Origin of the sequence: Lentzea sp. HUAS12 (genome assembly GCF_024125735.1) — a bacterium.
GTDB classification, from domain to species: domain Bacteria; phylum Actinomycetota; class Actinomycetes; order Mycobacteriales; family Pseudonocardiaceae; genus Lentzea; species Lentzea albida.
In genome coordinates this window covers 6672272-6690651 of record NZ_CP099738.1, presented here as the reverse complement: position 1 = coordinate 6690651, position 18380 = coordinate 6672272, and the positions used below count along the sequence as shown (strand labels likewise).

General features: G+C 69.4%; 19 protein-coding genes and 1 tRNA gene. 12 read left to right on the top strand and 8 right to left on the bottom strand.

The window, feature by feature from the left end:
* Positions 1 to 70 precede the first annotated feature (70 nt).
* From ND450_RS30720 to ND450_RS30695, 6 genes are all read left to right on the top strand, one after another.
* Entirely contained in the window at positions 71 to 613 is a 543-nt protein-coding gene (locus ND450_RS30720; protein ID WP_253321937.1) for a hypothetical protein, read from the top strand.
* Between the two features lie 48 nt (positions 614 to 661).
* The gene (locus ND450_RS30715) at positions 662 to 1234 is read left to right on the top strand and encodes a hypothetical protein (RefSeq protein ID WP_253321936.1); all 573 of its coding nucleotides are present in this window, start codon (positions 662 to 664) and stop codon (positions 1232 to 1234) included.
* A 139-nt stretch (positions 1235 to 1373) separates the two neighbouring features.
* Positions 1374 to 4142 carry a type I DNA topoisomerase gene (gene topA, locus ND450_RS30710; protein WP_253321935.1) on the top strand — a complete coding sequence of 923 codons (2769 nt, stop codon included), beginning with the start codon at positions 1374 to 1376 and terminating at the stop codon, positions 4140 to 4142.
* 16 nt (positions 4143 to 4158) lie between these two features.
* Positions 4159 to 4593, top strand: coding sequence for a hypothetical protein (locus ND450_RS30705; RefSeq protein ID WP_253321934.1), 435 nt, complete (start codon positions 4159 to 4161; stop codon positions 4591 to 4593).
* Between the two features lie 72 nt (positions 4594 to 4665).
* The gene (locus tag ND450_RS30700) at positions 4666 to 6699 is read left to right on the top strand and encodes an MFS transporter (protein WP_253321933.1); all 2034 of its coding nucleotides are present in this window, start codon (positions 4666 to 4668) and stop codon (positions 6697 to 6699) included.
* 22 nt (positions 6700 to 6721) lie between these two features.
* Positions 6722 to 7918 carry a DNA polymerase III subunit delta' gene (locus tag ND450_RS30695; protein WP_253321932.1) on the top strand — a complete coding sequence of 399 codons (1197 nt, stop codon included), beginning with the start codon at positions 6722 to 6724 and terminating at the stop codon, positions 7916 to 7918.
* Positions 7919 to 7959: 41 nt separating this feature from the next.
* Here the strand turns inward: ND450_RS30695 and ND450_RS30690 are convergent, their stop codons facing one another.
* A complete protein-coding gene (locus tag ND450_RS30690; protein ID WP_253321931.1) occupies positions 7960 to 9318 on the bottom strand; it encodes a hypothetical protein in 1359 nt (452 codons plus the stop codon).
* Between the two features lie 108 nt (positions 9319 to 9426).
* Between ND450_RS30690 and ND450_RS30685 the strand changes: the two genes are divergently transcribed.
* Positions 9427 to 9500 (top strand) — tRNA-Thr (locus ND450_RS30685).
* A 65-nt stretch (positions 9501 to 9565) separates the two neighbouring features.
* Complete coding sequence (locus ND450_RS30680; RefSeq protein WP_253321930.1) at positions 9566 to 9910, top strand: hypothetical protein; 345 nt, start codon at positions 9566 to 9568, stop codon at positions 9908 to 9910.
* On the opposite strand, the gene ND450_RS30675 is transcribed toward ND450_RS30680, so the two are convergent.
* Positions 9894 to 10547 (bottom strand): HNH endonuclease family protein, encoded by a 654-nt coding sequence (locus ND450_RS30675; RefSeq protein ID WP_253321929.1) that lies wholly within the window; start codon positions 10545 to 10547, stop codon positions 9894 to 9896. The two genes, ND450_RS30680 and ND450_RS30675, sit on opposite strands and share 17 nt — an antisense overlap.
* Positions 10548 to 10695: 148 nt before the next feature.
* On the opposite strand from ND450_RS30675, the gene ND450_RS30670 reads away from it, so the two are divergent.
* On the top strand, positions 10696 to 11520 hold the full coding sequence (locus ND450_RS30670; RefSeq protein WP_253321928.1) for an endo alpha-1,4 polygalactosaminidase: 825 nt from the start codon (positions 10696 to 10698) through the stop codon (positions 11518 to 11520).
* On the opposite strand, the gene ND450_RS30665 is transcribed toward ND450_RS30670, so the two are convergent.
* Together ND450_RS30665 and ND450_RS30660 are read right to left on the bottom strand one after the other, a co-directional pair.
* A complete protein-coding gene (locus ND450_RS30665) occupies positions 11493 to 12221 on the bottom strand; it encodes an SRPBCC domain-containing protein (protein ID WP_253321927.1) in 729 nt (242 codons plus the stop codon). The two genes, ND450_RS30670 and ND450_RS30665, sit on opposite strands and share 28 nt — an antisense overlap.
* Entirely contained in the window at positions 12218 to 12817 is a 600-nt protein-coding gene (locus tag ND450_RS30660) for a helix-turn-helix domain-containing protein (protein WP_253321926.1), read from the bottom strand. Before ND450_RS30660 ends, ND450_RS30665 begins: the two co-directional genes overlap by 4 nt.
* A 146-nt stretch (positions 12818 to 12963) precedes the next feature.
* Between ND450_RS30660 and ND450_RS30655 the strand changes: the two genes are divergently transcribed.
* On the top strand, positions 12964 to 13137 hold the full coding sequence (locus ND450_RS30655; RefSeq protein WP_253321925.1) for a hypothetical protein: 174 nt from the start codon (positions 12964 to 12966) through the stop codon (positions 13135 to 13137).
* On the opposite strand, the gene ND450_RS30650 is transcribed toward ND450_RS30655, so the two are convergent.
* The 3 genes from ND450_RS30650 to ND450_RS30640 all read right to left on the bottom strand — a co-directional run bounded on the left by ND450_RS30650 (position 13119) and on the right by ND450_RS30640 (position 15366).
* A complete protein-coding gene (locus ND450_RS30650) occupies positions 13119 to 14081 on the bottom strand; it encodes a TIGR03617 family F420-dependent LLM class oxidoreductase (protein ID WP_253321924.1) in 963 nt (320 codons plus the stop codon). The genes ND450_RS30655 and ND450_RS30650 overlap by 19 nt on opposite strands.
* Before the next feature lie 18 nt (positions 14082 to 14099).
* Positions 14100 to 14795 carry an excalibur calcium-binding domain-containing protein gene (locus ND450_RS30645; protein ID WP_253321923.1) on the bottom strand — a complete coding sequence of 232 codons (696 nt, stop codon included), beginning with the start codon at positions 14793 to 14795 and terminating at the stop codon, positions 14100 to 14102.
* A gap of 118 nt (positions 14796 to 14913) precedes the next feature.
* Positions 14914 to 15366: a DUF4442 domain-containing protein gene (locus ND450_RS30640; RefSeq protein WP_253321922.1), complete on the bottom strand. Its 453-nt coding sequence runs from the start codon at positions 15364 to 15366 to the stop codon at positions 14914 to 14916.
* Between the two features lie 175 nt (positions 15367 to 15541).
* Between ND450_RS30640 and ND450_RS30635 the strand changes: the two genes are divergently transcribed.
* Positions 15542 to 16069 carry a MarR family winged helix-turn-helix transcriptional regulator gene (locus ND450_RS30635; RefSeq protein WP_253321921.1) on the top strand — a complete coding sequence of 176 codons (528 nt, stop codon included), beginning with the start codon at positions 15542 to 15544 and terminating at the stop codon, positions 16067 to 16069.
* A gap of 3 nt (positions 16070 to 16072) precedes the next feature.
* Positions 16073 to 17707: an MDR family MFS transporter gene (locus ND450_RS30630; RefSeq protein ID WP_371927444.1), complete on the top strand. Its 1635-nt coding sequence runs from the start codon at positions 16073 to 16075 to the stop codon at positions 17705 to 17707.
* A 57-nt stretch (positions 17708 to 17764) separates the two neighbouring features.
* Here ND450_RS30630 and ND450_RS30625 read toward each other — a convergent pair whose 3' ends face one another.
* The gene (locus ND450_RS30625) at positions 17765 to 18271 is read right to left on the bottom strand and encodes an inorganic diphosphatase (RefSeq protein WP_089908272.1); all 507 of its coding nucleotides are present in this window, start codon (positions 18269 to 18271) and stop codon (positions 17765 to 17767) included.
* Positions 18272 to 18380 lie beyond the last annotated feature (109 nt).

Sequence of the window (18380 nt, the reverse complement as noted above, 5' to 3'; positions counted from 1 at the left end):
CGTTCGGGTGATCCGCGCGAACGAGGTGTGCTCGGACCTGCCCCGGACCGTCCCGAGCAAAATAGGCCGCATGAGGACACCCCTGCTCGCCGTCGTCCTGACCGGTGCCGCCGTGCTGACCGCCTGCGGCTCGGACGCGGACAAGCCGATCACCGACGCCCAGCGGCAGTGGGTGGACGCGGTCTGCGGCGGTGTCGCCCCCGGCGCGAAAGCAGGCGCTGAGCTGCGCAAACAGGACCCGGCCGACCCCGCTGCCGTCAAGACGGCCTACGTCGGGCTCGTCACGTCCAACGCCACCGCGTTCGCGGACGCCGAGAAGAAGCTGAAGGACCTGGGCGCGCCGGAGAGCGACCTCGACGGCGTGCACGAGCGGTTCGTGAAGTTCGTCGCGGAGTCCGCGAAGTCCTACGGGGCCGCGCAGGCCCCCGTGCAGGCGCTGGCGCCGGACGCGCAGTTCTGGGAGAACGCCGAGAAGGTGCTGGCCGACACCAACGTCGTGACCACGCCGGAGGACCTCCGGGCGACGTTCCAGGAGCTGGAGAAGCGGCCGAAGTACGCCGACGCGCTGGGCAGGTCGCAGACGTGCGACGGGCTGCGCGGGACCGGGTCGTAACAGCTGTCCCACTGGTCACAGTCGAACGTCTGTTCTACCCTGTGGGCCGTGGTTGGGCAGCTGTCCTTCTTCTCGGCCGAGGCGCGGAACCCGGCCAAGGCGGACCTCGCCGGCTTCCTCTGCGGGCCGGGTCAGGCCGTCAGCTTCGCGCGGGGCACGGCCGCCCGCGTGTACACCGAGCTGCGCGACGACTGGCGGCTGAGCCCCCTCAAGCAGGCGTGCGCCGAGCGCGGCGTCACCACCGAGCTGTGCGTCAACGAGGCGGGCACGCACTTCGTCCGCACGCCGTTCCGCACCGATCTCACCCCTCTGGCCGCCCGCTGGCTGGAGGGAACCGTCAAGAAGGTGCCCGCGGACTTCGAACTGAACGGAGCAGTGCTGCGCGTCTGGGCGCTGGCCGCGGGCAGCTGGATGGAGTCCGCGTACCTGCTCGGTTTGGACCCCAACGCACCGCAGACACACCTGCCGTTGCAAAATGCCCTGCTCGCATCCGGACTTCCGTGCACCCTGGTAGGGGCACCGGCGTTGCGGGTGACCGGCCGGCGACGGCTGGCGCGGCTCGCTGAGCTGGTCGGAAGCCCTCCGCAGGGAGTGGCGCTGAGCACCTGGCCGGCGGCCTGAGCGGGCGATCGGGCATGGTTGTGTCACTCTGTTCCGTCGTACGGGCGTCGCAGACACACGACGGATGGTGTGCTTTTCGGCCGGCGCTGGGCAACACTGGCGGGCCTGGGAACGGGTTTGGAAGAGAGCGGGACGGCGAGTGGCTGGATCGACACGGACGAGAAAGAGCAGCGGAGGCGGGGGCAACACCCGACGACTGGTGATCGTCGAGTCGCCCACGAAGGCGCGCAAGATCGCCTCGTACCTCGGCAGCAACTTCGTCGTGGAGTCCTCCCGGGGACACATCCGGGACCTGCCGCGCGGTGCCGCCGACGTCCCCGCGAAGTTCAAGGGCCAGGCCTGGGCCAGGCTCGGCGTGGACGTCGACCACGGCTTCGAGCCGCTCTACGTGGTCTCCGCCGACAAGAAGTCGCTGGTCACCGAACTCAAGGAAGCCCTGAAGGACGTCGACGAGCTCTACCTCGCGACAGACGGTGACCGCGAGGGCGAGGCCATCGCCTGGCACCTCCTCGAGACGCTCAAGCCCAAGATCCCGGTCCGCCGGATGGTGTTCCACGAGATCACCGAGTCCGCGATCCAGGCCGCCGCCGCCAACCCCCGCGACCTCGACCAGGACCTGGTCGACGCGCAGGAGACCCGCCGCATCCTCGACCGCCTTTACGGCTACGAGGTCAGCCCGGTGCTGTGGAAGAAGGTCATGCCGAAGCTCTCGGCAGGCCGCGTGCAGTCCGTGGCGACGCGTCTGGTCGTGGAGCGCGAACGCGAGCGCATGAAGTTCGTCTCGGCGAGCTACTGGGACATCTCCGCGCAGATGGACGCCGGTGAGGACGCCACGCCGCGCCAGTTCGGCGCACGTCTCGTGGCCGTCGACGGCACGAGGCTCGCCACGGGCCGCGACTTCGGCTCGGACGGCAAGCTCACGGGCAAGGCCGACGTCACCGTGCTGGACGAGCAGCAGGCCCGCGCCATCGCGGCCGGTCTGGAGAACGCGCCGGTCAAGGTCTCCTCGGTCGAGGAGAAGCCGTACAGCCGCAAGCCGTACCCGCCGTTCATGACCTCGACGCTGCAGCAGGAGGCCGGCCGCAAGCTGCGGTTCTCGGCCGACCGCACGATGCGCACGGCGCAGAAGCTGTACGAGAACGGCTACATCACCTACATGCGAACCGACAGCACGACGCTGTCGGAGACCGCGATCAACGCGGCCCGCACGCAGGCGACGGACCTCTACGGCGCCCAGTTCGTCGCGGACAAGCCCCGCCAGTACACGCGCAAGGTCAAGAACGCGCAGGAGGCCCACGAGGCGATCAGGCCCGCGGGAGAGGTCTTCCGCACGCCCGGTCAGGTGGCCGCCGAGCTCGACCCGGACGAGTTCAAGCTCTACGAGATGATCTGGCAGCGCACCATCGCGTCCCAGATGGCCGACGCGCGGGGCAACACGACCAGCATCCGCATCCAGGGCCGTGCCGCCACGGGCCAGGAGGTCACGTTCGCCGCGTCCGGCCGCACGATCACGTTCGCCGGCTTCCTCAAGGCCTACGTCGAGACCGTCGACGCCGAGGCCGGCGGTGAGTCGGACGACGCGGAGTCGCGCCTGCCGCTGCTGGTCAAGGACCAGGACCTGACGATCGCGGAGCTGTCCGCGGACGGCCACACGACCTCGCCGCCCTCGCGCTACACCGAGCCGTCGCTGATCAAGACGATGGAGGAGCTCGGCATCGGCCGTCCCTCCACCTACTCGTCGATCATCAGCACCATCCAGGACCGCGGCTACGTGTGGAAGAAGGGCGCCGCGCTGGTCCCGTCCTGGGTGGCGTTCGCCGTGGTCGGGCTGCTGGAGCAGCACTTCGGCCGCCTGGTCGACTACGACTTCACCGCGGCCCTGGAAGACGAGCTGGACGGCATCGCCGCAGGTCGTCAGGGCCGCACGAACTGGCTGTCCGGGTTCTACTTCGGCGGCAGCGTCGGTCCCGACGGCTCGATCGGCCGCTCCGGCGGCCTGAAGAAGCTGGTCGGCACGGGTGTCGAGGACATCGACCCGCGCGCGGTCAATTCGATCCCGCTGTTCAGCGACGACGAGGGCCGCACGGTCGTCGTGCGCGTCGGCCGCTTCGGGCCGTACCTGGAGCGCGAGGTCGACGAGGCCGCGCAGCGCGCCAACCTGCCCGACGACCTGGCTCCCGACGAGCTGACCAGCGAGATCGCCGAGAAGCTGTTCTCGACGCCGCAGGAGGGCCGGTCGCTCGGCACCGACCCGGTCTCGGGCAACGAGATCGTGGCCAAGGAGGGCCGCTTCGGCCCGTACGTGACCGAGGTGCTGCCCGAGCCCGCCGAGAACGGCACGGCGAAGTCCAAGGCGAAGGCGCCGAAGCCGCGCACCGGCTCGTTGTTCAAGTCGATGGACCTGAGCTCGGTGACGCTGGACGACGCGCTGAAGCTGCTGTCGCTGCCGCGCGTGGTCGGCAAGGACCCGGAGACGGGCGCCGAGATCACCGCGCAGAACGGCCGCTACGGCCCGTACCTGAAGAAGGGCACGGACTCGCGGTCGCTGACCGACGAGTCCCAGATCTTCACCGTCACGCTCGAAGAGGCGCTGAAGATCTACTCCGAGCCGAAGAAGCGCGGTCGTGCGGCCGCCGCGCCGCCGTTGCGCGAGATGGGCAACGACCCGGTGTCCGGCAAGCCGATGGTGATCAAGGAGGGCCGCTTCGGCCCGTACGTCACCGACGGTGAGGCCAACGCGTCGCTGCGCAAGACCGACAGCGTCGAGTCGATCACCGACGAGCGCGCGGCCGAGCTGCTGGCCGAGAAGCGCGCGAAGGGGCCGGTCAAGAAGAAGGCCCCGGCCAAGAAGCCGGCGGCGGCGAAGAAGCCCGCGGCCAAGAAGGCCCCGGCCAAGTCGAAGAGCTGACGCCGAGGGGGTGGCGGTGCCGATCAACGAGTTCGGACCCGACGGGACTCAGGCCCCGCCGCCTCCCCGGCTGTTCCCCGACCCCCTCGCGGGGCTGGTGACGGCCGACGGCCTCGTCGCTCCTCAGTGGACGTCGGTCAGCTCACGTGTGGTGGTGCCGACACCTCCTGCGCCCTCCGAGGAGATGCGTCAGGCGATTTACGCGCAGATGCAGCAGGAACAGCGGCGGCGGCCGCGTGGACGGGCGCCGCGGGCACCCCACCAGTACGCTCCGCAGGAGTTCGCTCCCGCCTACCAGGCCTTTCAGCAAATGCCTGTGCCGCAACAACAGCAGCAACAGCAGCAACCCGCCCAGCAGACGAGCGGCGTGGCCGCGTTCATCGGGTGCCTGATCGTGATCGGGTTCTTCGTGCTGGTCCTGCTCGGCATTCTCGGAGCGATCTTCAGCTAGCCGTGTTGTGAGTCCCGCATCCTGACTCACCACATCCGGTTACGCTGACCGCACGGGAGTGGCGACTTAGGGGTGACGGAAATTCAGGACGCGGACACACCGGCGACCGAGGCAGGCCAGGCAGGGCAGGCCCAGTCCAGCGTGTCCACGGTTCACCGGCTTCGATCGGTACTCGCCATTCGGCCGTTCCGGCGGCTCTGGCTCGTCACCTACCTGTGCAGCGTTGGTGACTGGCTGTCACTGCTCGCGTTGACCGGTCTGGTCTCCACGATGATGAAGAGCTACGAGTGGCAGTCGTTCGCGCTGCCCCTCGTCGTGCTCACCCAGCTGCTGCCCGGCATCCTCTTCGCGCCCATCGGCGGCGTGCTCGCGGACAAGTTCGACCGCCGCAAGGTCATGGTGGTCTGCGACGTGCTGCGCGGGTCGCTGTTCATCTCGATCGCGCTGGTCGGCTCGCCGATCTGGCTCTTCGTGGCGAACTTCCTCGTCGGCTGCTGCGCGATGCTGTGGATCCCCGCCAAGGAGTCGGCGGTCCCGAACCTGCTGCGCCGCCCCGACCAGGTGGAGTCGGCGAACCAGCTCGGCCTGGTGATGACCTACGGCATCTCCACGATCAGCGGTTTCGGCCTGTACTCGCTGATCGCGGGCATCCCCGGGTACCTGAACCTGCAGGGCGGCAACCTCGACTTCTCCATCGCGACGATCGCGGTCGTGGTCAACGGCCTGCTGTACTTCACCTCGGCGATCCTGGTCGCGACCCGCCTGCCGGAGCTCTCCGGCCGCGTCTCCTCGACCCGCAAGAAGGACGAGGACAAGCCCGGCTTCGTCGCGATGCTCGGCGAGGGACTGAAGTTCGCCGGCAAGACCCCGCTGGTCCGCGGCCTGCTCATCGGCATGATCGGCGCGTTCGCCGCGGCCGGTGTCGTGATCGGGACGGCGAAGCTCTACGCGTCGTCGCTGCTGGGCGGCGCCTCGACGTTCGGCCTGCTGTTCGTGGCCGTGTTCCTCGGGCTCGCGGTCGGCATGGCGACGGCGCCGCGGCTGGCCCAGCGCCTCGCCTACAACCGCCTGTTCGGCGTCACGATCGTGCTCGCCGGCATCACGCTCGTGCTGGTCGCGCTGGCCCCGCACCTGTGGATCGCGCTGCTCGCGGTGGCGCTGGTCGGCGCGTGCGCGGGCGTGGCGTTCCTGACGGGCCTCACGATCGTGGGCTCGCAGGTCCAGGACGACATGCGCGGCCGCACGGTCGCGCTGATCCAGACGTTGCTGAAGGTCGTGCTGTTCGGTGCGTCGGGAGGCGCGCCACTGCTGCTCACGCTGCTGCAGAAGCGGCAGATCAGCGTGTTCGGTCACCCGATGGAGGTCGACGCCAGCCGTCCGGTGATGCTCGGCGGCGCCGTGATCGCCATCGTGCTGGGCCTCGTCGCGTACCGGCAGATGGACGACCGCCGCGAGGAGCCGGTGCTGTCGTCGCTGTTCGCGGCGATCCGCGGCCGCCGGCACACGAAGGGCCTGCTGATCGCCGTCGAGGGCGACACCCGTGAGGACACGTCGGTGCAGGCCCGCCGGCTGGCCGCCGCGTTGCGCGCCGAGGGTCTCGATGTGCTGCTGGCCGCCGACCCCGAGCACGACGAACGCCGTCTGCGCACGATGCTGTCGTCCGCCGAACTGGCCGGCGTGCGCGCGCAAGCCCTGGTCGCCGCCGCCGTACGCGCCGATGTCGTCGAACGGCAGGTGCGCCCCGCGTTGGACGGAGGCTCCATCGTCGTGATGGAGCGCTACGTCGACTCACCGCTCGCGCACTTCACCGCCACGAGCTCGCTCGAGCACCAGGAGCTCGAAGGCCTGGTCGACTGGGCCACCGGCCGCCTGCGCCCGGACCTCACGATCCTGCTCGACCGCCCGGTCGTCGACGGCAAGCGCATCGGCCCGGAACACCACTGGCGCGTCCAGCGGCTGCTGAGCGAGATGGCCGCCGCCGACCCGGACCGCTACCTCGTGGTCGAGGCGGAGGGCGACGTCGACGAGGTGGCCGAACGGGTCCGCGCCGCCGTGGTCCCGCTGCTGGCGGGCCGCAGGCGCCCGGTCCCCGAAGCCGCTGTCTGACCCCGCTGGAAGACTGGACCCCATGAGCGTGTGGGACGAGGTTGTCGGCCAGCCCGACGCGGTGGCGACCCTGTCGGCGTCCGCGGAGGCCGCGGCCACGATCGTCGCGGGCGGCACCCCGGCCCCCGGCGTCATGACCCACGCCTGGCTCTTCACCGGCCCGCCCGGCTCGGGCCGTTCGTCCACCGCCCGCGCTTTCGCGGGCGCGCTCCAGTGCGTCGCGACGGACGACCGCCCGGGCTGCGGCGAGTGCTCCGGCTGCCGCACGACGCTGCACGGCACCCACGCCGACGTGCGCGTCGTGGCGCCCGAGGGCCTGTCGATCTCCGTCGCCGAGATGCGGTCGCTGGTCCAGATCTCCGCCCGCCGCCCCACCTCGGGCCGCTGGCAGGTGGTGATCATCGAGGACGCCGACAGGCTCACCGAGGGCGCCGCCAACGCGCTGCTGAAGGCCGTCGAGGAACCGCCGGAGCGCACGGTCTTCCTGCTCTGCGCGCCCTCCGACCACCCGGACGACGTGTCGGTGACCATCCGCTCGCGCTGCCGTCTGGTGTCACTCGGCTCACCCCGCCCCGCGGCCATCGCCTCGGCCCTGGAGTCCGTGGACGGCGTGCCGCCGGAGATGGCCCAGTGGGCGGCCTCGGTGTGCGGCGGCCACGTGGGACGCGCCCGGCGCCTGGCCTCCGACGCCGAGTCGAGGTCCCGGCGCGAGGCCGTGCTGCGGATCCCGCTGGCGCTGCGGCGGCCCGGAGACGTGTTCACCTGCGCGGACGAGCTGATCAAGGCCGCCGAGGACGACGCCTCCACCGCCAACGAGGCCCGCAACGAGGCCGAGCGCGAGGCGTTGGAGACCGCCATGGGAGCAGGCGGCACCGGCAAGGGCACCGCGGCCGCCACCCGAGGCGCCAAGGGCGCGCTGAAGGACCTGGAGAAGCGGCAGAAGTCGCGCGCCACCCGAACCCAGCGCGACTCGCTGGACATGGCCCTGGTCGACCTGGCCGGCTTCTACCGCGACGCGCTGGTCGTGCGGACCGGCTCCGAGGCCGCGCTGATGCACCCGGACCGAGCCGGCGACTCCCGCACGGCCGCGGCGCAGTGGTCGGCCGAGTCGATCCTGCGGCGGCTGGAGGCCGTCCTGGCCTGCCGGGAGGCGATCGAGGTCAACGTGAAGCCGCGCATCGCCGTCGAGGCGATGGTGACGACCCTGCACCGCGGCTGACGTCACGGGCTCGGCGACGTGTCGGCGTGCCCTTGAACCCGTCAGCGCTTGGTCGGCGCCGTCCGCCTCCTGCCCGGCAGCGCCGCGAAGATCACCACACCCGCGAGCAGCAACGCCGTACCCGTCCAGAACAGCGGGATCGAGTTGTACGCGGCGTTGGTGTAGGCCAGCGGCGGCGCACCCTTGGGCGGCGCGGCCGGTGCGCCCGGCTGCTGCGGCACGGTCGTCTGCGGCGGCTGCGCGGTCCCGCAGACCACGCCACCCTGCGGCGCGGCGGCCCGCACGATCTGCTCGCCCAGCGAGATCTGCGCGAGCGCCGCGGGCAGGTTCGGCAGCTTGAGCTTGTCCGTCGGCAGCACCTGCACGTCGAGCATGCGGGCGGTGGCCCCGAGCTGGAACCCGCTGAACCCGTTGCCGGAGAACCTGTCCTTCTTCTCGGTGAGGCCGGCGATCTGCAGCTTGACGACGACCAGGTCCAGCAGCAGCGGGATGTCGATCGTCGGGTGAGCGGCGTCGAGCGTGCCGAGCTCCTTGCCGTTCTGGCTGACCTTCAGCACCGGCGCGGTGTACGTGATCTTGGAGGTCTTCTCGTCCCCGGTCGCCGTGGCGGTGAGGGTCGGCGGGCTGGCCACGTCGATCCTGATGCCACCCGCGAGCTCGACGCTGACCGCGCGCATCGTCGACGTCGACTCGACCGCCTTGTTCTTGCTGCCCGGCAGGTCGACGAGCTTGACGACGGAGTTCGCCTCGAACGTGTCCGGGATGCTGATCAGGCTCGTCTTCACCGGCAACGGCACCTCGGCAGGCAGCGCGCTCAGCACCTCCAGGCCCGCAAGTGACGTCTTAGAGGTGGCCAGCGGACTGACGCACGGCCCGAGCTTCTCGTCCCACCGCGCGTGCACGCTGCCGTTGAGCACCTTGAGCTTCGCGAGCGGCGTCTCCGGAATCGGCAGCCCGCCGTTCGTCGGCTGAGGGTTGTCCGGGATCGCCGTCTGCACCAGCGTGCCGGGCGACTGCGGCGACCGCCCCGCCACCGCGAACCCGAACGGGTTCGCCTGCGTCACCACCCGCTCGGTCGCGAGGAACGCCTCGGTGTTGACCTGCGCGCTGGCGAGCCCCAGCCCGAACTCGGTCACCGACTGCTTCGGAAGCTGCTCGCCGAACCCGGGCAGGATCGTGCTCGTGGGAACGCCCTGCGGCCCCAGCCGGATGACGCTCAACCCGGTCCCGGCGTCCCCAACGGCGTGGGCCAGGGGCTGAGGTCCGTTCGGCGCCGAGGCAGGCGGCTGGTTCGGGTCGCGGGGACCGGGCACCGGCGTGGTCGGAGGCTGGGCGAGAGCGGGCGCCGCGACGAGCGCGAGCAGCATCCCGGCCAGCGGCACGGACAACGATCGGCGCATGAACCACTCCTCGACGGTGGGGAGGTGGTGACGTCAGTCACGGTCGGTACAACGAACCCGACCCCCGTGAGTAACGGGCTTGCGGGTCGGTTATAGTTATCTCGTCTCGCCGCCTTAGCTCAGTCGGCCAGAGCGGCTCACTCGTAATGAGCAGGTCATCGGTTCGATTCCGATAGGCGGCTCGGTGAGACGGAAGGGCCAGGTCACTCCGGTGACCTGGCCCTTCTGCTTTGTCTAGGCTGCGCCCATGGCTGTGATGCACGTCAGGAACGGTTCGTCGAGATGGCTCGTTGTCTGGCTCGAGCCTTGGGGGCAGGACCGCTGGCTCAAGCGCGACGAGATGTTGTGCATCCGCACGGACAACAACGGCGAGAAGCTCGCATTCGACGTCGAGTACCACGCGAACGACGAGGAACGCGCCGACGGCATCGAGAACATGACGATTTACGTCGAGAACTGTTCGTACGACGTCGACGTCACCGATGAACAGGGCAACTACGTCGAATGCGGGCACCAGCGTCCGGCTGAGATCGACCGGAAGTGGGCCGCGCGGCGGGCTGCGGCGGAGGAAGAGCTCAGCCGCACGTCGTGAGTGCGTTCTCCAGCGCAGTGCGTTCCGCCGCTGCCACCGAAAGTCCGTAAGCCGCCTTGACAGTCACGTAGATCCGCCCGTACGAACACGCGTACCCGTCGTTGGGCGGCATCCACTCGTCAGGCGTCTTGTCGCTCTTCGACTGGTTGACCTTCCCCGACACGGCCACGAGGTTGCGCAGGTCGTTGGCCGCGGCCAGGCGCTGCTCGGGCGACCAGGCGGCGGCACCGCTGCGCCACATCTCCGCCAGCGGCACCACGTGGTCGATCTGGATCTTCGACACGCTGGTCACCTGCGTGCCGGTGTACGGGTCGTCGAGGGTGCCGGCCTGGACGCCGCAGCGGCCTGGTTTGCGCTCCACGCCGGTGAGGTCTCGGGCCAGCACCTGGCTGCGCTGGTCGCAGCCGTCGCCATCGGTGTCGAACCACGGCTGGCCGAAGACGCACGCCTTGCCGTCCTCGCAGTCGCGGACGTAGCCGTCCAGACGGCCCGGTGTGGCCAGAGGTAGTGCCGCGAGAGAGGTGCGCGCGGCAACGGCGTCGAGCGTGCCCTCGGGTACCCGGTCCACCTGGGGGGCGGAGGACAGGGGTATCGCGGAACAGCCGGTCAGCAGGATGATCAGCAGCAACCACCGCATGACGTGGGAGTACCCGCCGCGCGATCCGCCATGGCCTCTCAACGGCGTAACTCCGGCGTCCTCGCGCCGCCACGAACGGCCTCACGCCGGTGCAACACTTGGTGGAGCAGGCTGTCCGCTCGCCCGACTCGAAGAGGTCGTCGAACACGTGGATTTCCGCACCCTGATGATGCCTGTCCTCGCCGTGTTGCTGGTCGCGGCTTGTTCCAGCGAGCCCGAGCTGCCGCCGCGGGAGAAGCCGCCGGCCGGTGGGCAGCTCGACTACCAGCTCGGCGGCGCCTACCAGCCCGACGTGCCGGTCAAGATCGTGGTGCGCGACCGCAGCAAGATCGTGGACGGCCGGCGCTACAACATCTGCTACCTCAACGCCCTGCAGACGCAGCCGGCCGGCGCCGACGGCGGGCTCGACTGGTGGCGGAAGAACCACGAGGACCTGCTGGTGAAGAAGCCCGGCGGTGAGCTCGCGATCGACCCGAAGTGGGAGGAGGGCATCCTCGACATCTCCACGGGCGAGAAGCGGAGCCGGATTCTCGAGATCCAGAAGAAGTGGATCAAGGACTGCAAGACGTCCTACTTCAAGGGCGTCGAGCCGGACAACCTCGACTCCTACACGCGGGCCGAGGGGGCGTTCGACCTCAACGCCACCAAGGAGTTCATGAAAGCGTTCGTGCGGTACGCGCACGAGCAGGGTCTTGCCGTAGCGCAGAAGAACGCCGCCGAACTGGGCACCGCGGGCAAGAAGGAGATCGGCTTCGACTTCGCGATCACCGAGGACTGCCAGGCGCAGGGCAAGTGCGGGTCCTACGCCGAGGCTTTCGGCGACGACTTCTTCCAGATCGAGTACACCGACGAGGGTTTCCGGAAGTCCTGCGCCGACCGCGGCGGACGGGTGTCGGTCATCCGCCGCGACCGGAACATCGTGCCGTACGGGCACGAGGACTACGTCTACGAGGTCTGCCCGCCCAGCGTCTGAGCCAGGAACGCCTGCCACCGCTCGGCCTGGCCGGTCGCGTCGCCGAAGACGTGGTGACCGACGGCGTTCGTGCCGTGGAACCGGTACAGCCCTTCGGGTCCGCGCACGCCGAGCATCACGCCGGGCAGGCCGTAGTCGACGACTCCCTCGACACCCAGCGGTCGCAGCGTCACCTCGTCGCCGACCTGGAACTCCGCCGGCACGCCGAGCGCGGCGGCCAGGCGCGGCCACGCGTCCTCCGGCTGCTCCTCGGGAGCCTGCGCGAAGACGTACGTGCCGCGTTGTCCGGGGAAGTGCTTCACGTACTGGCCCAGCGTGAACAGGTACATGTTCCAGCCGTGCGACTGCTGGTCGACGAACTCGTCGCCCCAGCCGTCGGCGAGGATCCCGCTGTGCACGAACCGCAGCACGGTCGTGCCCTGGTCGCGGCCCTCGATCAGGTACTCCATCGCGTGGAACGTGCCGTCCTCGCCCTTGGCGCTGGAGTAGGCGAGGTGCTTGCCCGGCTCCCAGGCGGTGATGGTCGAGGACTCCTGGAAGAAGCCCATGTCGAGAGTCATGCGTCCGCCGAGGCGTCCGTCCACGGTGTGCGGGCCCATGAACCACGAGTCGATGCCCGGGCCCGTGGCGATGGCGTCCCAGACCTGCTCCGGGGTCCCGTCGACCTCGACTTCCTTGCTGATCTCGAACTCGCGGGTCACGACTCTTCCTCCTTGGACGTGTTCACGCTCGGGTGCAGGGCGACGACGACTCGGTGCGGACGCCCTCCTTCGGCCTGTTCGTCGTGGTACTTCGCCACCAGCTGCGTCATGAAGCCCGCGAGCTCCTCGGCGAACGCCGCGCGGTCCGCCGCCGAGGCGAAGCGGACCTCGCCGTCGAGCGCGAAGGTCGCGAGCCGCTTCTTCGCCCTGGTCGCGCCCGTGATCAGCGTGCCGACGTCGCGCACCAGCCTGGCCGAGACCGCGAGCAGCCACCGCGCGGACAACCGGTCGGGGGAGCGCGCCGGGTCGGGCTGCACGGCCGCGAGCGCCGTCGGGGAGATGACGTAGGACGCGGCGGTCGCCTGCAGCAGGCGCTCGTTCACGTTGCCCTTGCGCCGTTCCTCGACGAGCTCCACCAGGCCGTGCTGCTCCAGCGTGCGCAGGTGGTAGTTCACCTTCTGCCTCGGCAGCCCGACCTTCGCGGCGAGCATCGTCGCCGATCCGGGCTCTGCCAGCTCCGCGAGCAGACGCGCCCGCACCGGGTCCAGCGACACCTCGGCCGCGGAAGGGTCCTCGATCACCGCCACTTCGAACATGGAGCCAGCGTCACACCGAAAACAAAATTAGTCAAGAACTATCGCGCTGTCGGTGACTTTGCTCCACCTGGGTGGCGTTGGAGCCGGTACCGTAAGCGATGTCTCGATTGGTCGTTGCACGTTCGCAACCCTTGAGGAGACAACACATGATCTTGATGCTCGTGCTGACCCTGCTCGCCATGCCGTTCGCCCTGATCGCGGCGAACGTCGGCAGACGCAGGTGGATCCGCAAGCGGGGTGTGGCGAGGGTCCGCGCGGAGCTCGACGCCTTCCACGCCGAGCTCGCACGGGCGGGGCTCAGTCACTTCTCCGGGAGCTGAAGGCCCTCTCCCGACGGGGAGATCCTCGTGACGACGTCGCCGTAGCGGTCCAGCAGCGCGGCCGTGACGGTCTCCGGGGAGCCGAGGACGCAGAACTCGCCGAGCACCTCGTCCGTGATCAGCCCGCTCATCTCCGCCCACTGCTGCCGCCGCGACATGCGGTGCAGCTCCTCGTGCAGCGCGCCCCAGCCGTGCAGGTCCAGCACGGGCTTGTACGCGGGCGTCGACCCGTAGAACGCGATCTGCCGCTTCACGTCGGCGATCTCCGCGTCGTTCGTCGCCGCGAACACGGGCCCGCTGATCTCGAAACCCTCGAGCGTCCTGCCCACCTTCGCCCGGCCGCGCTCCAGCGCCGGCAGCGTCACCTCGCGCAGGTACCTCTCGGTCGTGAAGTTGTGGCACAGGAAACCGTCCGCGACCTCGCCCGCCACCTCCGTCATCCGCTCGCCGACGCCCGCGAGGTAGATCGGCGCGGTGCCGTGCGGGTTCGGGCCGGGGTCGAAGAACGGCGTCATCAGCGTGTGCTTGTAGAACTCGCCGCGGAACGCCAGCCGCTCACCGGTCTCCCACGCGTGCCAGATCGCGCGGATCGCCAGCACGAACTCGCGCATCCGCGCCGCCGGTTTGCCCCACGGCATCGAGAAGCGCTTGGTGATGTGGGCCTCGACCTGCGAACCCAGTCCGAGGTTGAAGCGGCCGCCGGAGAGCAGCTGGAGGTCGTTCGCCGTCGTCGCGACCGTCATCGGGTTGCGCGCGAACGCCACCGCGATGGCCGTGCCGAGCTCGATCCGCTCGGTCGCCGCGGCGGCACCGGCCAGCGCCAGGAACGGGTCGTGCTTGGTCTCGGCGAGCCAGAACCCGTCGTAGCCCCGGTCCTCCGCCCGCTTCGCGATGGCCCCGGCCTCACCGGGCGTGTAGTCGACGGCAGCGTTGTCCAGCTTCATGGGCCTGAGGCTATTGGGTCACCGGTAGCCGTACCGGGACTCGCAGGCGATGCCGTTGCGGTTCGCGTCGAGCTCGACGCGGTAGCCGGGCTGGCCCCAGTAGAGCGGCGCCTTGCCGGCCCGGACCACGTCGTCGCAGCTCGCGTAGAAGACCGTCTTCGGCTTGGGCGTCGTGGTGGCGGGCTTCGGCTTCGTCGTGGTCGTGACCGGCGGCGGGGGAGGCGGGGTCGACGTCTCGAGGGTCTCCTTGCCGCCGCAGGGCGCACCCCACAGGCCCATCGGAACGCGCTGCGCGGCGCCTTCCGCCTCCTTCTGCGCGGGCGTCGGGGTGCCCGCGGTGCGGCCGGCGCCGTTGCCCAGCGCGAGCAACGCGTAGTCCGTGCCGTCGGCGAGGCTGAGCGCGCCGGTGGTCCTGTCGTAGCGCACCTGCTGGTTGAGCAGCATCGCCGCCGCGAACTTCCCGGCGGCCTCCGCCCAGCACGGTCCCGGCTGGGCGAGGCCGCCGACCTCGGCCTTCGACCCGTCGGAGAGCATCACGGCACGGCCGTCGACGATCGACGTCACGCTGATCCCGAGCTGGGCAGGCGGAACGGTCGCCGACGCCGACGAGGTCACCGGTGTGTCCTCGGCCGGCTTCTCGACCGCCACCGGCCTCGACTGCTGCACCTGCGTGGCGCACCCCGCGGTGAACAGGACCAGCACGATTCCGCCCACAGATCTCCACCCCGACATAGCCCTGCATACTGCCGTCGGGACGGGGTGTGGCCAAGGTTACGTATTTCGGTCGGATCGGTTCACCGGGATGTCGAACCGAAATACGGAGATGCCCAGTTCAGCGTGCGGGCTTGAGCGTCCAGACGACCACCATCTCACCGGTGATCACGCCCTCGGCGTTGGTGATCGTGATGGTGACGGGGAACTCGGGCCGCGTGCCGGACTCCAGCTCGGCCAGGACCTCGTCCGCGGAGCGGCCCAGCACGGCCTCCGCGCGCAGCACGCCCATCGCGATCTTCTTGTAGGAGATGTCCGCGCGGACGGCGAGCGGCGTGGCCTTGCCGAGGTGGGCGGCGAACGCGGCCATCACGACGGCGCCGGACGCGGACTCGCCGAGGCCGAACATCATCGCGGCGTGCGGGCCGCCGATGTGGTTGTGCAGCGTCGGCTCGTCCGGCAGCGACGCGACGACGCGGCCGGCGGAGACCTCCTCGAACTCGATGCCGGTGGTCTTCACGTACGGCACCGCCTGCTTCATGGCGTCGGCGACGAACGACACGTCTTGGCTCATGGCACCGGATGCTACCGGCGGGTAACCCGACCTGCTACCCGTCGGTAACAACTACCTGCCGCGCACGTACCACTCCGCGGTGGAGTGAGACCTGAAACTCACTTGCAATCTGCTGGACCGAGATGGATGCTTGTAGCGAGCAACTAGTTGGGTGATACAAGCAACGAGGTGGCAGATGGTCGATCCGGGCAGGTGCACGAGCAACGCCTGGGCCTTCGATCCCGAGCACGAGCTCGCGGATCGGATCGGGATGGCCATGGTGCGCCTGAACAAGATGCACGCCCAGATGAGCCACCAGATGGCGAAGCAGGGCATGGACAAGTCCGCTTTCGTGCTCCTCGCGACGCTCTCCGGTCTCGGTGAGTGCCGCTCGAGCGCGCTGGCGGAGGCGGTGCTCTCCGACCCGTCGACGGTCAGCAGGCAGGTCGCCGCGCTGGTCAAGGACGGGCTCGTGGAGAGGCACGCCGACCCGGCGGACGGCAGGGCGAGCGTTCTCGCGGTGACCGAGGCGGGACGGACGCTGATCAAGAACCGGCGCCGGCAACGCAACGAGGCCATCGAGCTGATGTTCGCCGAGTGGCCGGAAGAGGAATTCAAGCTTTTCGCGGAGCTGTTCGAGCGCTTCGTGCAGGACTACGAGCGCACTGTTCCGTCGTACATGACCGACCGCGGGACGGGGACCCGCGCAGGAGGGGAAGACTAGAAAATGTCATCAACAACCGATGCGACACCCACGCCAGGGGTTTCCCTGACGCATCGCCAGATCATGACGGTGCTGTCCGGCCTGCTGCTGGGCATGTTCCTCGCCGCGCTGGACCAGATGATCGTCGCCAGCGCCATGAAGACCATTGCCGACCAGCTGCACGGGCAGACGCTGCAGGCGTGGGCGACCACCGCCTACCTGATCACCGCGACCATCACGACCCCGTTGTACGGCAAGCTGTCGGACATCTACGGGCGCAAGCCGATGTACCTGGCGGCGATCACGCTGTTCCTGGCCGGTTCGCTGCTCTCCGGCATCGCGACGTCGATGTACGAGCTCGCCGCGTTCCGCGCGGTGCAGGGCCTCGGCGCCGGTGGTCTCATGTCGCTCGCGTTCGCGATCATGGCGGACATCATCTCGCCGCGTGAGCGCAGCAAGTACTCCGCGTACTTCATGGCCGTGTTCGGCTCGGCCAGCGTGCTCGGCCCGGTCATCGGCGGCGTGTTCGCCGGTCTGGACTCGTTCCTCGGCGTGACGGGCTGGCGCTGGGTGTTCCTCGTGAACGTCCCGATCGCGCTGCTCGCCCTGTTCGTCGTGGCCCGCGTGCTGAACATCCCGCACCAGCGGGTGAACCACCGCATCGACTTCGGCGGCGCCATCGCGCTGACCGTCGGCCTGGTGCCGCTGCTGATCGTGGCCGAACAGGGCCGCGAGTGGGGTTGGGCGTCGGGTCTCTCGATCGCGATGTACGTGATCGGCGTGCTGGGCCTGCTGGCGTTCGTGTGGGTCGAGAACCGCATGGGCGACGAGGCGCTGCTGCCGATGCGGATGTTCCGCAACCACACGTTCGCGCTGGGCAACACGATCAACTTCGTGCTCGGCATCGGCATGTTCGGCGGCATGGTCTCCATCCCGCTGTACCTGCAGATCGTCAAGGGCGTCACGCCGACCGTCGCGGGTCTCCTGCTGCTGCCGATGACGTTCGGCATCATGTCGGCCACCGCCATCGCCGGCAAGGTCACCTCGACGACCGGGCGCTACAAGGTGTTCCCGATCATCGGCGCGGGGCTCATGGCGATCGCGTTGTTCCTGCTCAGCACCATCGGCACGGACACGCCGACCTGGCAGGTCATGATCTACATGTTCCTGATGGGCGCGGGCCTCGGCCAGTGCATGCAGACGCTGCTGCTGGCGATCCAGAACGACGCCGAACCCCGTGACATGGGCGTGGCGACCGCCTCGGCGACGTTCTTCCGCCAGATCGGTGGCACGGTCGGCACCGCGGTGTTCCTGTCGATCCTGTTCAGCACCGTCGGCGGCAAGATCGCGGACGGCCTGCGGGCCGCGGCGCAGACCGACGCGTTCAAGGCCGCGCTGGCCCAGAACCCGGAGTTCGCGAAGACGCTGCAGAGCGGAAGCGGTGTGGACATCAACAACACCGAGTTCCTCAACCACCTCGACCCGGTGCTCGCGAAGCCGTTCCTCGACGGGTTCTCCGGCGCGATCGACACGGTCTTCATGACCGGTGGCATCGTGATGATCGCGGCGTTCGTCCTCGTGTGGTTCCTGCGCGAGAAGCCGCTGTCGACCAGGTCGGGCCTGGAGCGCGTGGCGGACGCGGAGTCCCTCGCGGTCTGACGTTCGTCCAACGAAAAAGAGGGGCCGCCTTCGGGCGGCCCCTCTTTTCCTTCGTGCTTAGTGGAACGTCTCGCCGCGTGCCTCGGCGTCCTTCAAGCGCTGGTAGGAGCGCTTGATCTCGGCCTCGGCCTCGGTGCGGCCCACCCAGGACGCGCCCTCGACGCTCTTGCCCGGCTCGAGGTCCTTGTAGACCTCGAAGAAGTGCTGGATCTCCAGGCGGTCGAACTCCGCCAGGTGGTGGATGTCGCGCAGGTGCTCGTGGCGCGGGTCGTTGGCCGGGACGCACAGAACCTTGTCGTCGCCGCCCTTCTCATCCGTCATGCGGAACATGCCGATCGCACGAGCGGCGATCAGGCAGCCGGGGAACGTCGGCTCCTGGACGAGGACGAGGGCGTCCAACGGGTCGCCGTCCTCACCCAGGGTGTTCTCGATGAACCCGTAGTCGGCGGGGTACTGCGTCGACGTGAACAACGTGCGGTCGAGGCGGATGCGGCCACTCTTGTGGTCCACCTCGTACTTGTTGCGCACGCCCTTGGGGATCTCGATCAGGACGTCGAATTCCACTGGTCCTCGCTCATGTAGCCCATTCGTGATGCCCACTAGTGTGGACCACGACGCCTTGTCAACCCTCACCGGAGCGGTGGTTGGTGGGTGTGAGATTGCCCGTACCGAA

Coding starts and splice junctions, on each gene's coding strand:
- ND450_RS30720 (WP_253321937.1), top strand. CDS start 71: ATGAGGACACCCCTGCTCGCCGTCGTCCTGACCGGTGCCGCCGTGCTG.
- ND450_RS30660 (WP_253321926.1), bottom strand. CDS start 12,817: ATGTTCGAAGTGGCGGTGATCGAGGACCCTTCCGCGGCCGAGGTGTCG.
- ND450_RS30655 (WP_253321925.1), top strand. CDS start 12,964: ATGATCTTGATGCTCGTGCTGACCCTGCTCGCCATGCCGTTCGCCCTG.
- ND450_RS30630 (WP_371927444.1), top strand. CDS start 16,073: ATGTCATCAACAACCGATGCGACACCCACGCCAGGGGTTTCCCTGACG.
- ND450_RS30640 (WP_253321922.1), bottom strand. CDS start 15,366: ATGAGCCAAGACGTGTCGTTCGTCGCCGACGCCATGAAGCAGGCGGTG.
- ND450_RS30635 (WP_253321921.1), top strand. CDS start 15,542: ATGGTCGATCCGGGCAGGTGCACGAGCAACGCCTGGGCCTTCGATCCC.
- ND450_RS30695 (WP_253321932.1), top strand. CDS start 6,722: ATGAGCGTGTGGGACGAGGTTGTCGGCCAGCCCGACGCGGTGGCGACC.
- ND450_RS30680 (WP_253321930.1), top strand. CDS start 9,566: ATGGCTGTGATGCACGTCAGGAACGGTTCGTCGAGATGGCTCGTTGTC.
- ND450_RS30650 (WP_253321924.1), bottom strand. CDS start 14,081: ATGAAGCTGGACAACGCTGCCGTCGACTACACGCCCGGTGAGGCCGGG.
- ND450_RS30675 (WP_253321929.1), bottom strand. CDS start 10,547: ATGCGGTGGTTGCTGCTGATCATCCTGCTGACCGGCTGTTCCGCGATA.
- ND450_RS30690 (WP_253321931.1), bottom strand. CDS start 9,318: ATGCGCCGATCGTTGTCCGTGCCGCTGGCCGGGATGCTGCTCGCGCTC.